The 19,243-nt window shown below is 63.2% G+C and carries 15 protein-coding genes and 1 pseudogene; 6 read left to right on the top strand and 10 right to left on the bottom strand.

Annotated features, from left to right (window positions below; genetic code table 11):
- Position 1 precedes the first annotated feature (1 nt).
- On the bottom strand, positions 2-1,318 hold the full coding sequence (locus tag KVP70_RS00215) for a putative porin (protein WP_217940018.1): 1,317 nt from the start codon (positions 1,316-1,318) through the stop codon (positions 2-4).
- A 16-nt stretch (positions 1,319-1,334) separates the two neighbouring features.
- Complete coding sequence (locus KVP70_RS00210) at positions 1,335-2,558, bottom strand: cytochrome-c peroxidase (protein ID WP_217940017.1); 1,224 nt, start codon at positions 2,556-2,558, stop codon at positions 1,335-1,337.
- Positions 2,559-2,850: 292 nt separating this feature from the next.
- Here KVP70_RS00210 and KVP70_RS00205 point away from each other — a divergent pair, with 292 nt between their 5' ends.
- The 3 genes from KVP70_RS00205 (at position 2,851) to KVP70_RS00195 (ending at position 7,002) form a co-directional block, all read left to right on the top strand.
- Entirely contained in the window at positions 2,851-5,067 is a 2,217-nt protein-coding gene (locus tag KVP70_RS00205; protein WP_217940016.1) for a TonB-dependent receptor, read from the top strand.
- A gap of 10 nt (positions 5,068-5,077) precedes the next feature.
- A complete protein-coding gene (locus tag KVP70_RS00200) occupies positions 5,078-6,160 on the top strand; it encodes a metallophosphoesterase family protein (RefSeq protein WP_217940015.1) in 1,083 nt (360 codons plus the stop codon).
- Positions 6,161-6,261: 101 nt separating this feature from the next.
- Positions 6,262-7,002, top strand: a complete 741-nt coding sequence (locus KVP70_RS00195) for a substrate-binding periplasmic protein (protein ID WP_217940014.1) — start codon at positions 6,262-6,264, stop codon at positions 7,000-7,002.
- Here the strand turns inward: KVP70_RS00195 and KVP70_RS00190 are convergent.
- Together KVP70_RS00190 and KVP70_RS00185 are read right to left on the bottom strand one after the other, a co-directional pair.
- Positions 6,986-9,208: an ATP-binding protein gene (locus KVP70_RS00190; protein WP_217940013.1), complete on the bottom strand. Its 2,223-nt coding sequence runs from the start codon at positions 9,206-9,208 to the stop codon at positions 6,986-6,988. The genes KVP70_RS00195 and KVP70_RS00190 overlap by 17 nt on opposite strands.
- A gap of 9 nt (positions 9,209-9,217) precedes the next feature.
- Positions 9,218-10,369, bottom strand: coding sequence for a pyridoxal phosphate-dependent aminotransferase (locus tag KVP70_RS00185; RefSeq protein ID WP_217940012.1), 1,152 nt, complete (start codon positions 10,367-10,369; stop codon positions 9,218-9,220).
- A gap of 134 nt (positions 10,370-10,503) precedes the next feature.
- On the opposite strand from KVP70_RS00185, the gene KVP70_RS00180 reads away from it, so the two are divergent.
- Entirely contained in the window at positions 10,504-11,649 is a 1,146-nt protein-coding gene (locus KVP70_RS00180) for a branched-chain amino acid ABC transporter substrate-binding protein (protein WP_217940011.1), read from the top strand.
- 131 nt (positions 11,650-11,780) lie between these two features.
- Here the strand turns inward: KVP70_RS00180 and KVP70_RS00175 are convergent, their stop codons facing one another.
- Positions 11,781-14,015 carry a TonB-dependent receptor domain-containing protein gene (locus KVP70_RS00175; protein ID WP_217940010.1) on the bottom strand — a complete coding sequence of 745 codons (2,235 nt, stop codon included), beginning with the start codon at positions 14,013-14,015 and terminating at the stop codon, positions 11,781-11,783.
- A gap of 154 nt (positions 14,016-14,169) precedes the next feature.
- Between KVP70_RS00175 and KVP70_RS00170 the strand changes: the two genes are divergently transcribed.
- Positions 14,170-14,559, top strand: coding sequence for an OsmC family protein (locus tag KVP70_RS00170; RefSeq protein ID WP_217940009.1), 390 nt, complete (start codon positions 14,170-14,172; stop codon positions 14,557-14,559).
- Between the two features lie 89 nt (positions 14,560-14,648).
- Here KVP70_RS00170 and KVP70_RS00165 read toward each other — a convergent pair whose 3' ends face one another.
- Complete coding sequence (locus KVP70_RS00165; protein WP_217940008.1) at positions 14,649-15,080, bottom strand: hypothetical protein; 432 nt, start codon at positions 15,078-15,080, stop codon at positions 14,649-14,651.
- A 169-nt stretch (positions 15,081-15,249) separates the two neighbouring features.
- Between KVP70_RS00165 and KVP70_RS34060 the strand changes: the two are divergent.
- Positions 15,250-15,588 (top strand): annotated as a pseudogene (locus tag KVP70_RS34060) (IS3 family transposase); the annotation flags it as partial.
- Here KVP70_RS34060 and KVP70_RS35185 read toward each other — a convergent pair.
- From KVP70_RS35185 to KVP70_RS00150, 4 genes are all read right to left on the bottom strand, one after another.
- Positions 15,575-16,171: a contractile injection system protein, VgrG/Pvc8 family gene (locus tag KVP70_RS35185; RefSeq protein WP_262311679.1), complete on the bottom strand. Its 597-nt coding sequence runs from the start codon at positions 16,169-16,171 to the stop codon at positions 15,575-15,577. The pseudogene KVP70_RS34060 and the gene KVP70_RS35185 overlap by 14 nt on opposite strands.
- Before the next feature lie 197 nt (positions 16,172-16,368).
- Entirely contained in the window at positions 16,369-16,686 is a 318-nt protein-coding gene (locus tag KVP70_RS35180; RefSeq protein WP_262311680.1) for a hypothetical protein, read from the bottom strand.
- A 184-nt stretch (positions 16,687-16,870) separates the two neighbouring features.
- Positions 16,871-17,524: a M949_RS01915 family surface polysaccharide biosynthesis protein gene (locus KVP70_RS00155; protein WP_217940007.1), complete on the bottom strand. Its 654-nt coding sequence runs from the start codon at positions 17,522-17,524 to the stop codon at positions 16,871-16,873.
- Positions 17,525-17,532: 8 nt separating this feature from the next.
- Complete coding sequence (locus KVP70_RS00150) at positions 17,533-19,236, bottom strand: LysM peptidoglycan-binding domain-containing protein (protein WP_217940006.1); 1,704 nt, start codon at positions 19,234-19,236, stop codon at positions 17,533-17,535.
- Between the last annotated feature and the right edge of the window lie 7 nt (positions 19,237-19,243).

Genomic DNA, 19,243 nt, shown 5'->3' with positions numbered 1-19,243 from the left:
ATCAGTATGCGAAGCCCATGCCCAGGTTCAGGCGGTCGCGCGACTTGTCCTCCTTGAACCACTGGTAATCGGCCTTCAGCACCACGCCTTCGCCGACCTTCAGATTGGCGCCGACGGTGGTGACTTTTTCGTCCGGCGACGCGGCCACGCCCAGGCCCTGGGGCACGGCGGCATAGCTCTTGGCGGTGTTGAACTGCTCGTAGCGTGCGAAAGGACTGAGCGTGTAGTCGCCCGCTTGCAGCAGGCGGTAGGCGGCCTGGGTGTACCAGCCGGCGAAGCTCTTCGGCACCGGCGTCGGATTGCCGACCAGGGTCTCGTTGAGCGCCTCGGTGTTGCTGATCTGGCCGCGCGCGTACAAGGCCGACAGGTCCCAGCGGCCCGGCGTGTAGCGGGTGTGCAGGTCGACCATCGTGATGCGGGCGTCGTTGGCGGTGAAGCCGTCGGCCTTGTGGCCGGCCTTGCCGGTGAAGATGGAGCCGCCCACCAGCAGGCCCGGCACGCCGCGCCAGTTCAGCGCCGCGTGCACGCTCAAGTCGCGCGACTTGGCCTGCTGGCCTTCCTGGTGGATGGAGCCGAGCGGCGATTCGCGGCCGTCGCTGCCGGCGGCGTCCCATTTGCCCAGGTCGAAGCCGGTGGTGATGCCGGTGTCCCAGGTCAGGCCGTTGGCGGTGTCGCCGGACAGGCTCACGCCCACTTCGCGCCAGGTCGACGGGATGATCGCCGTCTCGACGAAGTTGCGCTCGACGCCGTAGTAGGCGGTCGGCTCGTGGTTGGTGTTCAACAGGCCCATGGGAATCAGGTACAGGCCGACCTTGCTGCGCAAGCCGTTGCCGAATTCGCGTTCAACGTACAGCTGTTCGACTTCGGCCTCGCCCTTGTCGTCGGCCGAGACGACGGCGTGTTCCCATTCGAATTCGGCGACCATCTTGGTCTTCGGATCGAAGCGGTGTTCGATGCCGATCACGGCGCGGCGCACGTCGGCCTGCGCGCCGCTGGCGTTCTTGCTCGGACGGTTGTAGTTGATTTCGCCGTAGGCGCCGAAGACGGTGGCCGGCGCCGACGGCACTTCCACCGCGGCCAGCGACACCGGCGCACTCACCCGCGCGGCGGCCGGTGGCGGCGCCGAGGCCAGCGCCTGCTGGCGTTGTTCCACTGCTTCGGTTTTTTTGACGCTGGCTTTCAGCTCGGCCTTCAGCTGTTCCAGTTCGGCTGCCATCTTGTCGATGCGGGCCAGCAGTTCGGCCTCGCCAGCGGTGGCGGCGAAAGGCGCGCTGAGGAAGGCGGCGGCGAGGGCGGTGGCGATCAGGTGCTTGTTCATGTTCAGGTCTCTGCGATTAAGGGTTGGATTTGTAGCCGTCGGTCAGCGTGCCGAGGAATTTGACGACATCGTCGATCTCGCCGGGCGACAGCGCCGGCGCCATGCCGGGCTGGCGGTTGTAGGGAACTTCGGTGGTGTTGACGTTCTTGCGGTATTGCGGCGGCAGGTCGTTAAACTTCTGCACCACGCCATCGGCGCCGGTCGGGTACCACTCTTCCGGATTGGTGTCGCGCCGCACGTAGAAGGCCACGACGTCCTTCAGGTTGTCGAAGGCGCCGTTGTGGAAGAAGGTCTGGCGGGTGGCGACGTTGCGCAGCGTCGGTACCTTGAAGGCGCCGCACAAGTCGGCGCGCGCGGCCAGGTCGGTGCGGTCGGGGCCGCACAGGCCAAGGTCGAAGTAGGCCGGATCGGCGGTCGCCGCCAGCTTTTTGTTGCGCGGTACGCCGAGATTGTCGAACGTGAAGTCGGTGAACAGCGGCGCCGCGCCGTCGCCCCCGCGCGCGCTGGTGTGGCAGCCGATGCAATTGCCTTTGGCCGGATCGTTGAACAGCGCCAGGCCGCGCAGCTCCTGGTCGGACAGCTTCACTTTACCGGCCAGGAATTGGTCGTATTTGGAATCGAAGGGGTGGAACTCCTCGTCCTCCAGCTGATATTTTTGCAGCGCGAAGGTCATGCGGCCGAAGGCCTGTTCGGCGTTGTCCAGGATCGCGGCGCCGAATTGGGCGCGGAACTGTTCGACGTATGGGGCCTTCTTCAGTCTATCGATCACCTCCTGCTTGCTGGCGTTGGCCATTTCGTGCGGCGCCAGGAAGGGGCGCTCGGCTTGTTCTGCCAGGCTTTGCGCGCGGCCGTCGCGGTCGATGCCGCCGGTCGGCGTGCCGTCCTTGGCGAAGAAGAAGGCCGGGTTCTGGTTCAGGTAGCGCAGCGACGGCGCGGCGCGGAAGCCCTGCACGTCGCCGTTGGCGCCTCCCAGCTGGGCGGACAGGTTGTTGGTCGGGCCGTGGGCGTTGTCCGGGCTGTGGCAGGTGGCGCACGACTGCTTGCCGGAGGCCGACAGCGACTGGTCCTTGAAAATCAATTCGCCCAGCTGGGCCGCCGGACTAAGGCCTGCCTCAACGACGGGCGGCGTCGGTGTCGGTGTCGGCGCGGAGGAGCCGCCGCCACCGCCGCTGCACGCGGCCAGGCTGGCCAGCAGCAATGCGGCGGGAAGGAGGGCGGCGCGGGAATAGAGTGTAAGCATGCGGTTTTATTAGTAAATGGGAATGACAACAATTCGCATTATCCATGATGCGTTGGTTTTATGCCAATCCGGCCAGCCGACTGTGGTTTATTTTTCCTCCTGGATAGTGAATGATTATGAATCTCATTCATGCGAAGGGTTTAATTCTGCGTTAATTTACGCTCTGCTAGAATCGCCGCCGTGCGCTATTTGGCCTATGCATGGACTAAGGTGTATCAATGCGATTCATGATGTTGTCATAATTTGTTCTTAGACTTTCCGGTTTTCACACCCCCGCAAACTGGAAAGTCCTATGAAGAATCCGAAGCAGCACTTGATCTTGTCGACTATGTCGGCCCACGTTCTGGCCGCGTTGACCCTGATGTCCGGCGGCGTGCAAGCGCAAACCGCCGCGCCGACCATCGAGGATGTGCCGGTATCGAATACCGCGCTGGATTCGGAAGCGATCAAAAGCCGGGTGGTGATCACCGGTTCCAACGCCGCCAACCGCGCGCCGGTGCAGTCCTCGCTGAAGGCCACGCAGCCGCAGTCCATCATCACCGCGACCTTCATCGAGCAGGCGGTCACGCCGCTGGCGGACTTCAACGCGGTGGCGCGCATCGCGCCGAGCGTGGGCTCGGGCCTGTCGTCCAACGGCCCTGGGCTGGGCGAATCGAAGGTCACGCTGCGCGGCTTCCAGGACGGCGAGTACAACATCACCTATGACGGCATCCCCTTCGGCGACACTAACAATCCCACCCACCACTCGACCTCCTACTTCCCTGCCCGTATCATCGGCGGCATGGTGATCGAGCGCGGACCGGGCAACGCCAGCAACCTGGGACAAGCCACCTTCGGCGGTTCGATCAACTTGTTCTCGAAAGAGTTGGCGACCGAATTCCGCTTTTCGCCTTACGCCACCTACGGTTCCTGGAACACCAGGATCCTCGGCGCGGAGATCGACTCCGGCCAGCTGGAGCGGTTCGGCGATGCGCGCATGATGTTCAACGCCTCGCGCCTGACCAGCGACGGCTACCAGACCTACAGCGGCGTCAAGGAAGACAACTACCAGTTCAAGCTCCAGAAACCGCTGGGCAAAGACACCATGCTGACGGTGTTCTCGACCTATAACAAGATCCACAGCTATGTGCCGGACAAGGCCGGCGTCACGCTGGCCCAGGTGGCGCTGTACGGCAAAAACTACTCGCTCAACAACGACAAGACCAGCCAGAACTACTACGGCTACAACTACAACGACAAGCGCACCGACTTCGAATACATCCGCTTGCAATCGAACCTGGACGGCGGCTGGGCGATCGACAACACGCTCTACACCTACGCCTACGACAACAATACCTTCTCCGGCCAGGACGCCAGCGGCGCCACCGCCAACGGCACCAAATCCGGCGCGGCCGGCAACAAGAACGTCCCGGGCTACAACAAGCTCAATTCCTATCGCGTCAACGGCGACATCTTCAAGCTGACCAGGCAGCTGCAGGCGGGCCTGCTGCGCGCCGGCGTCTGGCTGGAGAACTCCGATACCGAACGCCACACCTTCGATCTGGACTGGACGCTGAACGTACCGAACCCGAGGGAGGCGAGCGCGCCGAAAGACGTTTCGTACAACCAGAATTCGTCGTGGAAGCAGTACCAGCCATTCGTCGAATTCGAATGGGCGGTGGCGCCGCAGTGGACCGTGACGCCGGGCCTCAAGTACGTCAACTTCAAGCGCTCGCTGGACGCGGTGGTCAACCAGGGCACCCGCATTCCGACCAAGGCTGACCAGACCTACAACACCACCTTGCCGTTCCTGACCGCGAACTACGCCGTCAACAAGGAATGGTCGGCCTATGGCCAGGTGGCGCGCGGCTTCCTGGTGCCGGACCTGTCGATGTTCTACGTGAATAACCCGAATCTGAGCACGCCCAAGCCGCAGACCTCCACCAACTACCAGCTGGGCGCCGTGCACCAGTCGGGCAATCTGACCTTCGATGCGGACCTCTACTACATCGATTTCAACAACAAGATCGCCTCGACCGGCAGCGGCAATGACCTGGTCTACTACAACCAGGGCGGTGTGGTCTACAAGGGCATCGAGGGCGCGGCCACGTATTACGTCGGCAGCGGCTTCTCGCTGCACGCCAACGGTTCGGTCAACAAGGCCGAAGCCAAGGACACTGGCCTGCAAATCGCCAAGGTGCCGAAATCGACCGCCGCACTGGGCCTGCTGTACAAGGACCACGGCCTGTATGGCTCGCTGATCGCCAAGACCAACGGCAGCCAGTACGCCAAGGACGGCGAACCTGCCGCCTATCAGATCGGCACCTACACGGTGACCGACTTCACCGCCGGCTACCGCTGGCGCGTGGGTGGCGTCGTCAAGATGCTCAAGGTGCAGGTCGGCGTGAACAACGTCTTCAACAAACAAGATGCGACGGCGATCAGTGCGAGCAGCAAGGGCGCGGCGTTCGACCAGTACAGCTTTGTGCCTGAGCGCAGCTGGACCGTGTCGCTCAATGCCGACTTCTAAGATGGCTGGCATGCGCATATCCACGATGCTGTTTTGCGCGGCGCTGGTGTTGGGGCAGGGTGCCGCGATGGCGGCGTCCGACCCGGTGGTGATGTCGTTCGCCACCGTGGGCGACTCGCGCGCCGACCCGGCCAGTGCCGCGACGGCGCAGGACAAGGTCTACCTGCAAAACACCCGCGCGTTGTCGCGCATCCTGCGTGAGATCCAGGCGGCCAAGCCGAAGGCCTTGTTCTTCAACGGCGATATGATCATGGGTTACACCGCCGACCAGGGCGCGATCGCGCGCCAGTACGCCTACTGGCGCGGCATGACGGCGGGCTTGATGGAAAACGGCACCTACGTGGTGCCGGTGACCGGCAACCATGAAATGCAGTTCAAGCACACGGACGCCGCCGGCACGACCACCAAGACCGCGCGTCTTGAAAACGAAGAGCTGTGGCGCGCAAGCATGGGCGACCTGATACTGGACACCGCCCGCTGGAAGGCCGTTACCGGCATCGAGGCCAGCGCCTTCGACGCCGGCAACGCGCCGCCGGTGGGTGGGCCGGATGGCAACCAGACCAGCCAGTCGCAATTGACGTTCTCCTTCGATGCCGGCGGCAGCCACTTCGCCGTGATCGACACCGACCCGGTAGGCAATGACGGCCACGGCCCGGCACACTGGCTGGCGGAGGACTTCCGCCAGGCCAGGGCGCGCGGCGCCAGGCGCTTCTTCGTGTTCGGCCACAAACCGGCCTACACCTACTACTTCAAGGACGGCGTGGAGACGGACGGCATGGACATCTATCCGGACAACGCCAAGGCCTTCTGGCAGGTGATGGAAGAATATGGCGGCGCCTATTTCTGCGGCCACCAGCACATCTTCAACGCCCAGCAGCCGGCGCGTGCCGACGGCGGCAAGGCGTGGCAGGTGATGGTGGGCTCCGGTGGCTCGCCGTTCAGCGCCAAGGACGGGGACAGCCGCAATCCGCAGGATCGGAGCTACGCCTGGGCGCTGGTCAAAGTGCATGCCAGCGGCAAGGTGCGCATCGAGGTGTACGGTTTCGATGAACACTACGGCAAAACCAAGCGTTTAAGAACCATCCAGTTCTGAGTCCGGCCCCCGCTTCGCCGGCAATTGGTGACGACGCGGGAACGGCGCGCTACAATGGGCCGATGCTATGTGCGCCGACCAGGGTTGTTGTACTCAGTGCTGTGCTGTCCTTGCTGTCGACGGCCGGGGGCGGCGTGGCCGCCACCGAAATCCGTACCGCGGCGCAGCAGGGCACCGAGCCCAAATTCCAGAGCGCCGGCGCGGCGGGCGGCCGCGTGGTCGGTATCTGCGTCGACATCATGCGCGCCGTCGAAAAGCTCGATCCTGGCCTGAAGTTCACCGGCGACCAGTCCTGGCAGCCCTTGCCGCGCATTTACTCCGGCTTGGACCGTGGCGTGCAGGATGCTTCCTGCGGTCTCTCGCATTCGGCTGAGCGGGACAAGAAATATTTATTTATCGGTCCGGCGCTGTTCTCGATCCGCTACTACCTGGTCGCGCGCAGCGACGACACCGCGCTGATCGGCAACTGGGACGACCTGCGCAGGCTGGCGCCGGACAATGTGGTGCTGGCCAACCGCGGTTTCGCCGCCGTGATGGTGCTGGAGTCTGCGGGCGTCGACAAAATCGATGCCGGTGCCGCCGATCCGAAACTTAACCTGCAAAAGCTGCTGGCCCACCGGGGCCGTTTCTTCTTCCATCGGACGCCGGGTTTGCAGGCGGTGCTCGACCGCTCAGGCATGGCCGCCAAATTCAAGATCCTGCCGACCGTCATGGCTGTCAGCCCTTTGTATTTCGTCGTCGCCAAGCAGCTCGATCCGGCGGTGGTCGAGCGCCTGCGTACAGCCTTGCAGACGCTGGAGAAAAGCGGAGAGCTCGAACGTATCGCTAAGTCGTGGGAGTAGCCGGCGATAATTTCCCGATCAACGCCAGCAGCGCTTCGACATCGACCGGCTTGACGAAGTAGTGGTCGAAACCGGCCTCGCTGGCCAGGTCGCGGTCTTCGCGGCTGCCGTAGCCGGTCACCGCCACCAGCGTGGCGTTGGCCGTCTGCGGCAGTGCGCGCAGCCCGCGCGCCAGTTCGTTGCCACTGAGGTCGGGCAGGCCGATATCGAGCAGGCATAGTTCCGGCGACATGCGTTGGGCGATCTCCAGCGCTTCGAGCGCGGTATGCGCGACCAGCACCTCGTGGCCGGAGGCGTCGAGCAGCAGTTGCAGCGTTTGTGCGGCGTCGATGTTGTCGTCCACCACCAGCACGCGCAGCTTGGCGCCGGCGCCGGCGGACGGGCCGGAAGCCGCCGGTGCGTGCTGGCCCGGCCCGCCGGGCAAGGAGATGGTGAAGGTGCTGCCTTGCTGCTCGCCCGGACTGTCGGCGGAGACGCTGCCGCCATGCAGCTCCACCAGCGATTTGACCAGCGCCAGGCCCAGTCCCAGCCCGCCTTGCGAACGGTCGGGATTGCGGTCGGCCTGGGCGAACAACTCGAACACGCGGGCGCGCAGCTCCGGCGCCATGCCGATGCCTGAATCGCTGACCACCATCCGCACCACGCCGTCCCCGCCATGCACCGACAACTTGATCGTGCCGTCGACCGCGGTGTACTTGGCCGCGTTGTTGAGTACATTGACCAGCACCTGCACCAGCCGTTTGTGGTCGCCGCTGACTTGCTGCGGCACCTCGGGCAGCGACAGTTCGAAATGCTGATGCTTGCTCTTGAATAGCGGCTCCGCCTGTTCGACGGCGTCGGCCACCACGTCGGCCACGTTGAGCGGCACGCGTGTCACCGTCACCAGCCCGCGCGTCACGCGCGAGACGTCGAGCAGGTCGTCGACCAGGCGCGTCATGTGGTGCACCTGGCGCACGATGATGCTGGCCGTGCGCTCGACCGCCGCGGCGGTGGCGTGGCCGCTTTGCAGCAGCTGCGCGCCGGCGCTGATCGGCGCCAGCGGATTGCGCAGTTCGTGCGCCAGCATCGCCAGGAATTCATCCTTGCGCTGGTCGGCCAGGCGCAGCTGGCTCTCCGCCTTCATGTGCTGCAGTTCCTTTTGCTGCAGGGCCTCGGCCATCGCGTCCAGCGCGCGCGCCAGTTCGCTGATTTCCTCGTTGCCGTAAACGATGCCGCTGCGCGCGCCCAGCGTGCCGGAGGCGATGCTGTTGGCGGTGGTGGCCAGGCGCTTGACCCGGCGCAGCACCAGCACGTCGCCGACAAACCAGGCCGCCAGCAGCGCCAGCGCCAGCGTGACGGCCAGCGCCACCATGTCGAGCAGCTGGTCGTGGCGGGCGGCGGCGGTGATGTCGTCGGCCGGAATGCCGATGGTGACGGTGTAGTCGGACAAGCCGTTGTTGCCGACGCGGGCAAAGCGGTGCAGGCGCTCGACGCCATCCGGTCCGGTCAGCAGCACCGGCTTGCCCGGTTCGCCGGCCATGGCGGCCCGCATTTCCGGCCACACCAACTGGCCGAACCACTGGTCCGGGTTGGGCTTGCGTGAAATGATCTTGCCTTCCGAGTCTGACGTCAGCAGCAATGATCCGGGCGGCAGCTTGATGTCGGCCACGAAGCGATCCAGCTTGGTCAGGTCCAGCGCCGCGAACACCACGGCCTTGACCTGGTCGCGGTCGCCGAGCAGCGGGTAGGTGAGGTTGACGGTGTGCTTCTGGATCACGCGGCCGAACACGTAGCCGCCGGCCACGAAGCGGCGCAGGTGCACGGCGCGGCGGAAGTGCGAGCGGTCGGCCAGGTTGACCGGCGTCGACGAGGGGATGGCGCTGCAGGTGACGTCGCCGTTCAGCTGGATCAGGCCCAGGTTGGCGTAGTCCGGATTCTGGCGCTGGATATTGGCCAGCAGGCGGCTGCAATGCTGCTGGTCGCCCATCAGGTCGGGAATGCTGGCCAGGTCGCGCAGGATCTGGCGCGCGCCCTCGATCGACTGCGCCTCGTTGGCGGCGGCCAGGTTGGTCAGGCGTTGCAGGTTCTCTTCCGCCACCTGCACCGCGTGCTGGCGTTCGCGCACGCCGCTGACGAGCGTCATCACCGCGATGGGGGCGATCGCCAGCGCCACCAGCAGGATCAGGCGGCTGCGCAAGCTATTGAGTTGGAAGAGAAGAAAGGCCATGCTGGCTGCTTAACGGGCCCGATAACGTGCGTTGCCATAGCGGATGATCGCCTCCACGCCGCGCCGCAGCGTGGCAATGTCATCCGAAATATACCCGATGCGGATAAAGCCCGGCGCACCCAAGGCGTCGCCAGGCATCAGCGCCACCGCGTATTGGTTCAGCAGCTCCTCGGCGAATTGTTTGGTGTCCATGGTCAGTGCGGAGACGTCGCCCCACAGATAGGGACCGGAGGCAGGGCAGCGCATGGTCATCCACGGCAGGCCGTGCACCATGTCGAGCACCATGTCGCGGCGCTGGCGGTATTCGTGCAGCATCGCCATCGGTTCGCCCGATTCGAAGGCGGAAGCGAGCGCCAGCTGGATCAACATGGGCGCGGCGGCGGTGATCGGGCCTTGCAGCGTTTCCATCGCGGTGACGATGTTGGACGGCGCCACCGCGAAGCCGGCGCGCCAGCCCATCATGGCGTAGCTCTGCGAGGCGGAATAGATGCTGACGATGCCGATCTGCTGCCAGTCCGGCCGCGCGGCCAGGCTGGTATGGACGCCTTCGAAGATCAGCTTTTCGTAGCTCTCGTCGACGATGGCGCGGGTGCCGGTGCGTTTGAGCCAGGCGGCGATGCGTTCGATCTCGTCGGCCCGCAGCACGCCGCCGGTGGGGTTGTGCGGATTGTTGACGATCAGGATCTTGGCCGGCGGCAGGCTGTCGAGGAACTCGGCGCTGACGGTGGCCGGCAAATCGACCAGCACCGGCTCCAGGCCCAGCAGCTTGCAGGTGGTGACGTAGGCCGGCCAGTGCGGCTTGAAGATGATGACGGCGTCGCCCGGATCGGCCATCACGTACAGCGCCTGGTACAAGGCCTGCTTGGCGCCATTGGTGACGATGATCTCGCTGGCGCTGGCGGCGATGCCGTTTTCGCTGGAGACCTTGGCGGCCAGTCGGGCGCGGATGCCGGCGTCGCCGCCGACTGTGGTGTAGGGCAGCGAGGGTTGTTTCAGGCCGTCGCGCACCGCTTGCAGCACGCTTTCCGGTGCCTGGAAATGCGAAATCGCGATGGAGAAGTCAATCACTTCCTCGCCGCGCGCCTTCATGGCGTCGACCCGGCCGTGCATTGCGGTGGTCGCCAGCGGCTGGGAGCGGGCGATGCGTTGTGATGTTTCCATGCAAAGTGTCTCTATGGCAAATGTTTCGGATTGTTATTCTACTTCAGATAAGGAAGCCAGTACGCACGACTGCACACATATTTGCCTGGTGGTATCCTTGTTTACTTAACCAATGAGGATGGCTCAATAATCTTATGCGATTAACAACAAAAACATGTGGCCGGGCGCTTGCGCTGGCCTTCGTCGCCACCGGCGCCGCGCAGGCGGAAGCGATCATCAAGATCGGCCATGTGGCGGCGACCTCGGGGCCGATCGCCCATTTGGGCAAGGACAATGAAAATGGCGCCCGCATGGCGGTCGACGAGCTCAACGCCAAGGGCGTGGTCATCGGCGGGAAGAAGTACAGCATCGTGTTGCAGGCGGAAGACGATGGCGCCGATCCCAAGCAGGGCACCACCGCCGCGCAGAAGCTGGTGGACGCCAGGGTCAACGGCGTGATCGGCCACGAGACGTCGGGCACGACGATACCGGCATCGCGCATCTATCACGACGCCGGCATACCGCAGATTTCGCCGTCGGCCACCAATCCGCAGTACACGCGCCAGCGTTACGAGACCGCGTTCCGCAACATCGCCAACGACGAGCAGCTGGGCGCCGCGCTGGCCCGCTACGCCATGCAGAACGTGAAGGCCAAGCGCATCGCCGTGATCGACGACCGCACCGCGTATGGCAAGGGGCTGGTCGATGAATTCGTCAAGAACGTCAAGCGCACTGGCGGCGCCTCGGGCACGAGCGTGGTGTCGACCCAGTTCACCACCGACAAGTCGACCGACTTCAGCGCCATCCTCACGGCCATCAAGGCGACCAGGCCGGACATGGTGTTCTTCGGCGGCATGGACGCCGTGGCCGGGCCGATGCTGCGCCAGATGAAGGCGCTGGCGATCCCGATCAAGTTCATGGGCGGCGATGGCATGTGTTCCGATTCGGTGCCGCGCCTGGCGGGCGACGCCATGAGCGACGGCCAGGTGATCTGCGCCGAAGCGGGCGGGGTCGAGCCGTCGCAGGAAAAGGGCATGGCCGATTTCCGCATCGCCTACAAGAAAAAATTCGGCATCGACGTCGAGACCTACTCACCGTATGCCTACGATGCGCTGATGACGATGGTCGAAGCGATGCAGAAAGCCGGCTCGCCCGAGCCGGCCAAGTACCTGCCGGCGCTGGCCGGCATCACCCACAAGGGCGTGACCGGCAACATCACCTTCGACGCGCGCGGCGACGTCAAAGACGGCGTGCTGACGATCTACACCTTCCGCAACGCCAAGCGCGAAAAGTGGCGGTGATGAAATAACAATCGGGGGTCAAGTCTGACATTCACAATCGGGGGTCAAGTCTGACATTCGGACACGAGTTCTGCCGTAGAAGCCTCTACGGCAGAGCTCGTGTCCGAATGTCAGACTTCACCCCCGTGGTTTTAGCTTTCCGACGGGCCGCCGCGGCCGGGGCCGCCTGGCGGCGGGCCGAAGCGCGGTTCGTTGTGCGTGTCGCCCGCCGTGGCGGCGCCGCCCAGGCGGTAGGACAAGCCCAGGTAGAACACCCGGCCGTCGAAGCGGCGGGTGCTGGTCTCGCGCAGCGTGGCGCTGTTGATCACGGTCTCCATCTTGTTGGTGCTGAACAGGTCGGTGACCGTGCCCACCAGGCTCAGACGCGGCGTCACGGCCTGCCGCACGCTCAGGTTGAAGGTGTTGTTCGGTGAGCGGTAGCCCTGGCCGGACAGCGTCTTGCCCTGCATTTGCAAGGCCATCTGTACTTGCGTGGCGGCGCTGTAGGCATAGTTCAGGCGCACCCGGCCGCTCAGCGAGTTGGCCGTGCGGGTGACCAGGGCGCCGCTGTCGTCCTGCGTGGTCTGCTGGCTGCGCGCCAGGTTGCCGCTGGAGTTCAGCGTCAGCGACGGCGTCAGCTTGCCGCTGACGGTGAATTCCAATCCGCTCGCATGACTGCCTTCGCCGTTCTGGCGCGTGGTCAGCAGCACGTTGTTGCCGATGAAGGTGCGGTAGTCGACGATGGCGTCGGTGTCCTTGCGGTAGTAGCCGCGCAGATTGGTTTCCAGCGCGCCGAGCTTGGTTTCGTAGCCCACCTCGAACGAGTCGGTCTTGGTCGGCTTGAGCATCGGATTGCCGGACGAGACGTTGAACTCGTCGCGATACACCACGTAGGGATTGAGGTCGCTGGCGTTCGGACGGCGGATGCGGCGCGCGTAGGCGAAGCGCATGTTGGCCGTCTCGCTCGCCTTGTAGGTGGCGAACAGGCTCGGGATCAAGTTGGTGTAGTTGTTCCTGGCCTCGACGCCGCTGGTGATCTGGTGGATGTCCATGCCGGTGTGCTCGGTGCGCAGGCCGCCCAGCACGCCCCAAGTGTCGTTCAGCTTCAACTGGTAGGAGCCGTACAGCGCGACCACCGTCTCTTCCAGCTGGTAGCGGTTGCTGCGCGCCGGGTTGACCACGGCGACCGAACTCAAGGGATCGATGTCGGTGTACAGCGTGTCGAAGCTGTTCTTGTTGGTGGCGATCTTGTAGCCCGCCTTGAGGCTGCCGCCGGCCAGCGGCCGCTCGTAGTCGCCGGTGAAGTCGACGATGTGGGTGTTGTTGTCGTTGCGTTGGTGGGCGCGCGTGTCCGGCCGGATGTCGCCGGCGTAGTCGTTGGCGTAGGCGCTGTTGCTGTCGTTCTCGGAGGCCGACACGCGCAGGTCGATCTTCAGCGTCTCGTTCGTCAGTTGGCCCTTGTGATCGTAGCGGCCGCCCCAGCTGAAGTTCTTGGCGTCGCCCTCGCGCGCGGTGGTGCGCACGTAGTCGGTGGCGGGGAAGCCGGCGGTGGCGCCGTTGACGTAGTGGTCGACGCCGCGCTGGTCGTTGCCGCGGCCCATGTAGTTGGCGCTTGCGCTCAGCGTGTCGCTCTGGTCCAGGTTGTAGCTGACGGTGCCGTTCACGCCGCCCATGTCGTTCAGGCCGGCGCCGGACGAGCTCTGGCTGCTGTGCACGAAGGCGCCGGTGGCCGGGTCGAGCCGGTCGCGGCTGACCACGGCGGTGGAATTGCGGCCGTCATGCCGCATGTTGACGCCGCCCTGGAAGCCCCACGGCCCCTCGTTGTAGCTGCCCGACGCGGCGCTGTTGTAGCGCCCGGCATAGCCGGCGTTGGCGTTGAGGTTGGCAAAGCCGCCCGGCTTGCGGTTGCGGCGCATCACCAGGTTGAGGATGGGGCCGCCGCCGGCCTCGTTGCCGAACTGCGCGCCGGGATTGTTGATCACTTCGACCGACTCGATATCGTCGGCGTTCATCGCCTGCAGCGTCGGGCCGCGGTTGTCGCCCTGCAGCATGGCGGACGGCTTGCCGTCGACCAGGATCTGCACATTGCTGCTGCCGCGCAGCGTGACGGTGCCGTCCGGGTCGACCGCCACCGACGGCACGTTGTTGAGCGCGTCGGCGGCGGTGCCGTTGGTGCTGCTGATGTCGGACTTGACGTCGTACACCTGGCGGTCGATGCGGTTGGTCGGCCGTTCGCCGGCCACCGTCACCGACGGCAGCACCGGCGCCGCTTCCATGGGCTTGGCCGCGGTGGTCGGCTTGGCGTCCGGTTTGGCGGCGGCAGGCTGGGTTTGGGCGAGGGCGGTCAGCGGCGCGGCGAGGCAGGCGGTCAGGAATATCTTGTGCATGGTGGGGCGGGCCGATGCGTCGGCGCCATCTTGTCCGTCGTTGAAAGGTTGCCATTTTACATTTGAACTTAAGTAAGAATGATTGCTATTTACAATACTTTACTTAAGGCCGGTGGTGCGGGCTAAAATAGCGGCCATCACATAGGAGGATCACATGGCACGCGGCATCGCACATATCGGCAAGGACAGCTATCAAACCACCATCGAGGTCAGCGGCCACAAGCTGGTCGGCGACGAGCCTGAGCGCAACGGCGGGCGCGACACCGGTCCGGCGCCCTACGATTTCGTGCTGGCTGGCCTGGGCGCCTGCACCGCCATCACGCTGCGCATGTACGCCGACCGCAAGCAGTGGCCGCTGGACGCGGTCGATGTCGGCCTGCACCTGAGCCACGGCGACGATGGCGCCATGATGGTCAAGCGCACGCTGTCCTTCACCGGCGCGCTGGACGCCGACCAAAAAAACCGCATGGCCGAAATCGCCGAGAAGACGCCGGTGACGTTGACGTTGAAGGCCGGGATGGTGATAGACACGACTGTCCACTGACAGTTAGCCGCTCCGGCGTGCGCGGGTGTTCCCCTCTTGAGCCAGATCTGAGCTTGTGTCCGAATGCCGGAACTGGCCCCGGCGCCCTTTCACTGCGGCGAGGACAAGGTAACATACAGCAGCAAGTGGCGGTCTCCGCCACTAACGAATCCCTGCACCGGGCTGCCGGACTGCTTCAATGTCGTGGCGTAGCGGCGGCAGTCACGCAGGGCGGACAGATCCGCCGTCGTATTCTTATGCTCCGCCAGTAAGCGGTGAAACGGCTCGCTCAGCCACGGGCGCGCGGCTTCCGGAGCGACAAAGGAGGCGTCGGCGGTTTCCTTCTGCGATGCGAACCAGGCGCCGTCAGCAGGTTGCAACTCGGCGATCAGGGTGGTGAAATCGGTAGGGCCGGGCACGCTGCCCTTGTATTCCGGCGTGCCAAAAATCTCCCAGCGGGCCGAGGTCGCCGGTATTTGAATATTGACCACTTCACGTAGTGCGGACAGGTTGTCCGATACGCTGGAAGTATGGTCTTCCATGGAGCAGCCTACCAAAAGTAGTGTGCCAGCTGTATGTCCGATCACCAAGGCTGATGTAAACTAGGATTTCATATCAAATTCTATTCCTGAGACGCCTGCTTGTTGCCGCTGACCGAAAATTGACCCACCGGGGGGGCTGCGTAATACTTGGACTACTTGGAGGTAGTTCATGTACTCATACGACGAGCGCATTAGGGCGGTAAAGCTGTATCTGAAGCTGGGAAAACGTACGGGGCCGACAATTCGACAGCTGGGCTATCCAACTAAAAACACGCTCAAGAGTTGGCATCGGGAATATGAACAAGGGCGGGATTTGCAGCTTGGCTATGTGCGCGTTAAGCAGAAGTACTCGGCCGAACAGAAAAAGTTGGCGGTCCAGTATTTCCTCGAGCACGGTCGCTGTATTGCCTCCACCATCAAGGTACTGGGATACCCATGCCGCGAAAGTCTCGCAGCTTGGATTGAGGAGTTGCACCCCGACGTACGCAAACATGTCACCGGCAGAGCAGCAAATCCGCAGCACGCCCGTGGGGCAATATTCGATCAGCGCCAACATACACGGCCAGCACCGGCAGTTCGCCCGCATCGAGGCTGGACGCCTGTTCGGCCGACGGCGCCAGCAACTGCACCGGGTCCCAGCTGCTGATGCTGACGGCGTTGGCCTGCACCTGGCGCCGCGCCGAGAAGTGATCGATGGCGTCGTCGGTGTCGGTGGCGCGCACGCCGTGGAAGCGGATCTCGGCGTCGCCCGGCGTATCCGGTGCGCGCGTCTTGCTGTCGAAGATCACCAGCTTGTGCTTGGCCTGGCCGTCCTTGCTCTCATCGTCTGCCTGGTCGTGCTCGAAGCGCCAGCTCAGGCCTTCGGAAGCGAGCAAACGCTTGAAGAATTCCAGGTCGCTTTCGCGGTACTGCGTGCAGATCGCGCGCGGCTCCAGCGTTTGCGTGACGTCGAACTCAAAGCGCAGCTGCGGATAGTCGGCCAGCAGTTCGGTGACGATGTCCTGGGCGTTCTTGTCCTGGAAAATATAGCTGTCGCGGCGCAGCCGCAGCAGCGACAACGCCGGTTCCAGCTGCAGGCGATAGCGCGCCACGCCGCCGCCAGCGTGAGCAGGCGCGCGTGTTGGCTCAGGCCAGTGCCGAACAGGCCGAGCGCCGAGGGAATTTGTGACAGCGGATCCATCATAGTCTACGTTGTAGAAGCGATTAGGTGGCGCGGGCGACGCGGCTTTCTCGGCTTGAATGACAACATTGCTAAACGCAGCCAGATCTGATGGCTTGCAGCGCTCGGTCAAAATTGTCGCGGCATGGCTTGCTGCGGCGTCGTCTTTGGCAAAACCACGACCACTAGCGCAGGAATGATCGCTTGGTCGCGGATAATTGGAAACTTGTCCGGCGTGGGCGCATCCATTTCCGAACCAAGCTCTTCCAGCAGACGCACTATGTTCTCGCGGACTTCCGTTATGCCGCTGGAGAGTTCCCTGGTCAAGAGCGCAAGAGTGCCATCCTCCATGCGGTGCTTGATCAGGATGCCCGCAACCGAATCGCCGGGGCTGAAGTTCTCGCCACTGCGAAACCCAGTGATATAGCTTTGCGCGGTTTTTTGCACGGATGTTCCTCCCCCGTTCTATCGCCGCGTGCGACAGGGCCGTTGCTACAGCGAGAGGAGCAAAAAGCGTAGTCCGAATCATGTGTAAGCTCATCGGTTGCTGCGCGGCGGGCATGGAGTTGTTTCCCCGATTCTATTGCAGAGCTGCGATAGGCAGAACGGACGAATAGATCTACGTCTCGGACTATTTGCGAACGTCAATTGAAACAGCGTCCCACACTTTATCCATATGCTGTTTGTATAGTGCGTAAGTCGGTGCTAGTAGGGTTTTGTCATACTGGTGCTCGCCACCGAACGGTTCCTGCCCGGGTAATTTCACCAGCGAATCGCCGCGGATTGCCAGCTTCAGCGTACCCTCGCGCAGTATAACTTTTACTGTATATGAATCGACGCCACCGCCGCAAAACAGTTTATACGGTATAGTGACTTCCGCCTTGCCGTCGCCGTTCAGGTCGGTGATGCCCACGTTTGGGACGAAGAACTCGGCAACGGAATCCAGGCCCGGGCAATCCACGAAGTCATGGAGGGACCATTCCGCCTTCCATGCGCTGCCTTGCCGCGAATAGTAGCCTACATCCAGTTCAATATGCTCGACTCGTCCCGACTTGGGCTTGGCGGGCGAGGGCCCGGCTTTGCGGTTAAGAACCAGCACATGTTCGCCTTCTTTGTCGCGAACGCGCCGGGCCATCACAAGATTGCCGGCGGACGGGATGTGTTGGGTTGTCAAGTAGGCGAGATCTGCAGGCTGGTTATCCGGTGTGGGCGCGCGGGCGCTGCATGCCGTGCTCATACACAGCAACATGCCAGCGGACAGAAAAGTGATCGATACAGTCTTCATACATGATGTCAACGCAAGGCGTTGCCTTTCTTTTTCTTTTTTATGGGTATGCCAAAAGCAGTATTGAGTTCGTCGGCTGTGTGCTCCGCCAACTTGGTGCCCTTGGCGATCTCCTGCAGCGCGAAAGCATGATACGCGAGCGGAACAAAAAACCTTTCCTTGCCGAACGGAGAGAAGTTGATCTGGTCCGACTGATTACCGCCCAGGCAGACATAACTCGCCCCGCTCTTCGCGTAGACCAGGCAGACGTGGTGCGTACCCACCAACATGATGGCACCAAAGACTGGTGTCTTGATCTCAACAAAATTGGCATCGAGCGCTATCGCGCGCGCGCGGAAAGAGTTCTTCCACTTTGTATACGCTGGTGTGGACTGGCTGAGGCAGTAATTTACAAACGAACCGCACCAGGCGTTGTCGGTGCCCACCATCGAGGCCAGGAAGCCATTGCCGTTCAACTGGTGGAAATTGCTGGTCTTGGTGATGACGTCTTCGGTCTTGCCTGCCCATTTCTTTGCCTGCACCACGGCGACCTGCATCCACGGTGCCTGCTTCTGATCCGGCATCAGCAGTGCGAGCGGTGCACCTTGCCCCTCCTTGCTGCGAGTGACAGGGGCCGGATTCGCAGCTTTCGCCACCGGGTTATCGGCTGGCGCGGTCGCCGGCTTGGCGCCGGCCTTTGGCGCTTGCTGGAGTGGCTGAGTCTTGGGTGCAGACTTCTTGGGCGCGGTTCTGGCGCCGCTGCCGTAGATCGAAATCACCTGAGCAGGATAAATCTTGGTTGCGTCCTTGATTTGCGGGTTGTCGTGCAGGATGGCCGGCACGGTCGTCTTGAAACGTGCCGCTATTTTGGATAGTGTGTCGTGAGACTCGATCACATAGCGCATCGGCGTGCGTTCTGGCTTCGGCGGGGGCGACATGGGCTGCTTGGGTGCGGTGGGCGCGCTGAACAAGTCCAAGGGGTTAAACAGGGCCATGGTTGTGGACTTGGCCTCCATCAGACCGTCGTAAACTTTCTTCCATTCGCCTTCCACTGACCTCATGAACACCTGAATCGGCTGGCCCGGATCGGTATGCACGATGGCCGGCAGGCGGCCACTTTTATCGGTCTGGGTTAGGTGCTCTTGGGCACCGGCCTTGATCTTGGTTTCCACGCCGGGTTTCGGCTTGGCGCCATCCGAAAGGGTGATCGAAGTGGTATGGACGACGGTTTCCTTACGCGTCTCCTTCTTCGCGTGATAGCCTTCTTTCTGCTCCATCGCGTCCATCATGCTTTCCAGTTGCGTGTCTGTCATGGAGGACAGCACGGTGCCCGTAGGCAAACCGGTGTGCTTACTGAGCGCTTCGGCATAGGTCATCGGGTCGTTGCTGTCGCTGGCCGGCGCATAACCCTCGATCATATTGCCGTGACCATCGTCGATCCCCGCCAGCATGGTGTAAATGGTACGGCTATTGTATTTACGGCGCAGCAGCGCCTTTTTCTGCTTGCGACCCTCTTCGTAACTGGAGAAAATCAGGAAGCTTTTGTTCGTCTTGGTCTTGCCTATGCCAATAGCGCCATACAGCAATGTGCCTTTTCGGCTGGGGCGCAGGTTGCCCGGATTATTGAAGCGCCACGCAGCGGTGCCACCGCTGCGCAGCAAGTGGCTGCCGTCGCCCGCAGCGTAGTCACAGGTTAGCGTGTCGGCGTCGTACTTTGCGCTCAGATACTCCATCGCTGTC

The sequence above is a fragment of the Duganella violaceipulchra genome (assembly GCF_019166075.1).
In the GTDB taxonomy this organism is placed as follows: Bacteria; Pseudomonadota; Gammaproteobacteria; order Burkholderiales; family Burkholderiaceae_D; genus Rugamonas; species Rugamonas violaceipulchra.
Note: the sequence above shows the minus strand (reverse complement) of the source record. Positions and strands in the feature narration are given on the sequence as shown.